Source organism: Acidimicrobiia bacterium, from assembly GCA_016650365.1.
In the GTDB taxonomy this organism is placed as follows: Bacteria; Actinomycetota; Acidimicrobiia; order Spongiisociales; family JAENVV01; genus JAENVV01.
Genome location: JAENVV010000229.1, coordinates 1 through 2,874, shown reverse-complemented (window position 1 = coordinate 2,874; position 2,874 = coordinate 1). Strand labels below are relative to the sequence as shown.

Sequence of the window (2,874 nt, the reverse complement as noted above, 5' to 3'; positions counted from 1 at the left end):
TTGAACCCGAGCCGACCGAGGTAGTCCATCGACTCCGTGTGCGTCTGGAGGTCAGGGCCTCGCCGAATCACTCCAATCTGATAGACCCAGATCGATAACTTGCGGGCGGCGGTCATCGCCGGGTCCTTCTGCCGGACCGACCCGGCCGCCGCGTTACGGGGGTTGGTGAACAGCCGATCATCTGTTGCGGCTTGGCGCTCATTGAGTTCGTTGAAAGCCGCTGCAGGCATGTACACCTCGCCGCGTACCTCAAGCAGATCAGGGGCATCGCCAAATAGACGCAACGGTACGGCTTCAATCGTGCGCAAGTTGGCCGTGATATCTTCGCCGGTCGTGCCGTCACCGCGGGTTGCGCCGCGGACAAACACGCCTTGCTCGTAGACAAGCGAGACGGCGAGGCCGTCGATCTTTAGCTCGCACGCATACCCTTGCGGTGGCCCGCCGAGGACTCGTTCGAGGCGCGCTTCCCATGCATCAAGATCTTCTGCCGTCTCAGCGTTGTCAAGCGAAAAGAGGGGTTCAAGGTGAGGAACCGGCGTAAACAGTGCTGAGACGTCGTAGCCGACTCGCTGGGTCGGCGAGTCGGGCGTGATGAACTCTGGATGGTCGGCTTCGAGCGCTTCGAGCTGGCGGTACATGGCGTCGTAGTCGGCGTCGGAAACTTCCGGCGCATCGAGAACGTAATACCGGTGGGCGTGGCGGCGCAGCTGATCGCGCAGCTTTTCGAGGTCGTCCATCGTCGGTTGCTGGTTCGCGGCGGCCATGAAGCGACAGGCTACCTGTGGTGGGAGCTCGGGACCATCAGACAGTTGCCACGTCATAGTCGTCAAAAACCGGGTCCACCGTCATGATCGCCATCTGCTCGATCTGGGCTTGGGCGACCAACATCCGATCAAACGGATCTCGGTGAAGTAGGGGAAGCTGCCCGGCCACGAGTGCGTGTTCATGACTGATCGCCAACTCATCGAACCCCGATGCAACTACCGCTGCCCGAAAGTCGTCAGGTGCTCCAAGTTTCCCGAGATTCTGTTTGATCGAGAACTCCCAGGCGCTGGCGGCGCTGACCCAGAGGTCATTACCGGCATCTTCGATGAGCGCCACGTGTTGTGCCGGCAGGCGTTCTGATGAGCCGAACCACCAGAGAAGCACATGCGTGTCCACGAGAATCCTCACGTAGCGCCATTGCCATCTTCGTAGTACGCCTCGAACTCGGGGAGCGGGTCATCGAAACCGTCGTAGATCTCGATCTTCCCCTTCCAAATCCCAGGCACCCGCGGTTGAGTTCGTTTCGAGATCGGTACAAGCTTGCACATCGGCTCGCCGGCTTTCGTGATGATGATCTCTTCGCCGGCGGCGGCCCGGGCGACAAGTTTCGAGAAGTGGGTCTTGGCCTCGTGGATGTTTACCATGGTCAGAACCATGCTAGTCCGACTTAGTCCACTTGTCGCTAGCCGACGTGACGAAGGCGCAGTTGCTCTAGCCAATCCGGTTCCCCTAAATCGAAGGTGAGTTGCTGCCGTTCCACCTCGGTTGCCCGCATGCCGAGGCCGTCCAGAATCAGGCCGGCAAGTACCTGACCTACGGTTTCATGTTGCTCGCGAGCCAGGTCCAAAACCCGGGAGCGAACTTCGTTTGATAACACCACATTTGGTCGCCACATGTTCGGTGCTCCTTTCTGATGCCAGCATCTCATTCGGGTGTGACAAAAAACGCTGCACGTTCGACAGGCATAATCGAACATGTGTTCGATCATAACCGAAGTTCGGGACATTGGCCACCGATCTTTCGAGGCTTCGCAAGTCATCGGCCATGGCGGCATGGGTTGCTTTCCGACGAGTTGCGAGGCTGGACACGGCTGGTAGCGTCACGACTTCGAAGGCCAACCGGATAAAGTCGATCGGATCGTCAGCCCAATCACCTCTGCGAGTTCACAATGAGCAACGGACATCCCACCATTCACGATGTTGCCAAGCTGGCCGGCGTCTCCAAGTCGCTCGTTTCGCTCGTGATGCGCGACGCTCCACAGGTGAGCGATGCTCGAAGAGCCGCCGTCAAAAAGGCCGCCGCCGAACTGGGGTATCGACCAAACGCCGCTGCCAAACACCTCGTGCAGGGACGAACATTCGTAATCGGAGTGGTGGTTGCCGATCTTCACAACCCGTTTTACGCCGACATGGTGGACAGTATCGAGAAGGCCGCCAGCGCCGCCGACTATCGAATTCTGATCGGATCCGGATTCCAGTCCGCCGAGCGGGAAGCCGTCGCCGTGGACACCTTTCTGCAATTTCGTGTCGATGGCCTCATTCTCACGGGTTCCAACATTCCGGCTTCCGACATCGAAAAAGCTTCCGAGACCGTTCCGGTGGTCCTGGCATCTCGCTCAGCCGGATCCGACGCGGTCGACTCCGTCGTCGTCGACGATCGTGCCGGTGCCATCCTGGCCGTGGAACACCTCATCGATCTTGGACATCGGAGAATCGCCCATATTCATGGTGGCGAGGGATCCGGGGCTCTGTCGCGCCGCGCCGGATACGAATCGGCCATGCAAGGGGCCGGACTCGGCAAACACATCGTGAGTCAGCCGGGCAACCACAACGAGCAGGGGGGCATGGATGCCTCCCGATTGCTGCTGGCCAGCCAGCATCGCCCGACCGCCATATTCGCATCCAATGACCTATCTGCCTTCGGGGTGCTGTCAGTGGCCAAGGATCATGGATTGCGGGTGCCGGAGGATCTTTCGGTGATCGGGTTCGACAACACGTCGATGTCGCGAATCGCCGCCATCGACTTGACCACCATCGACCAGCGTGGCGCCGATCAGGCGGCGAGCGCCGTCTCGCTCTTGCTCGAACGATTCGCAGGCCGGACCGAGCC

At 60.0% G+C, this 2,874-nt stretch carries 5 protein-coding genes; 1 reads left to right on the top strand and 4 read right to left on the bottom strand.

Annotated elements, in window-relative coordinates; all coding sequences use genetic code 11:
* The 4 genes from JJE47_13505 to JJE47_13490 form a co-directional block, all read right to left on the bottom strand.
* The coding region (locus JJE47_13505; protein ID MBK5268440.1) for an NAD-dependent DNA ligase LigA at positions 1-764 on the bottom strand (764 nt) is incomplete at its 3' end.
* Between the two features lie 37 nt (positions 765-801).
* Positions 802-1,173 carry a type II toxin-antitoxin system VapC family toxin gene (locus tag JJE47_13500; GenBank protein ID MBK5268439.1) on the bottom strand — a complete coding sequence of 124 codons (372 nt, stop codon included), beginning with the start codon at positions 1,171-1,173 and terminating at the stop codon, positions 802-804.
* Positions 1,170-1,421: a type II toxin-antitoxin system Phd/YefM family antitoxin gene (locus tag JJE47_13495; protein MBK5268438.1), complete on the bottom strand. Its 252-nt coding sequence runs from the start codon at positions 1,419-1,421 to the stop codon at positions 1,170-1,172. The genes JJE47_13500 and JJE47_13495 overlap by 4 nt, the downstream gene beginning before the upstream one ends.
* Positions 1,422-1,447: 26 nt before the next feature.
* Positions 1,448-1,660 carry a hypothetical protein gene (locus JJE47_13490; protein ID MBK5268437.1) on the bottom strand — a complete coding sequence of 71 codons (213 nt, stop codon included), beginning with the start codon at positions 1,658-1,660 and terminating at the stop codon, positions 1,448-1,450.
* A 273-nt stretch (positions 1,661-1,933) separates the two neighbouring features.
* Here JJE47_13490 and JJE47_13485 point away from each other — a divergent pair.
* On the top strand, positions 1,934-2,874 hold a 941-nt coding region (locus JJE47_13485; protein ID MBK5268436.1), incomplete at its 3' end, for a LacI family DNA-binding transcriptional regulator.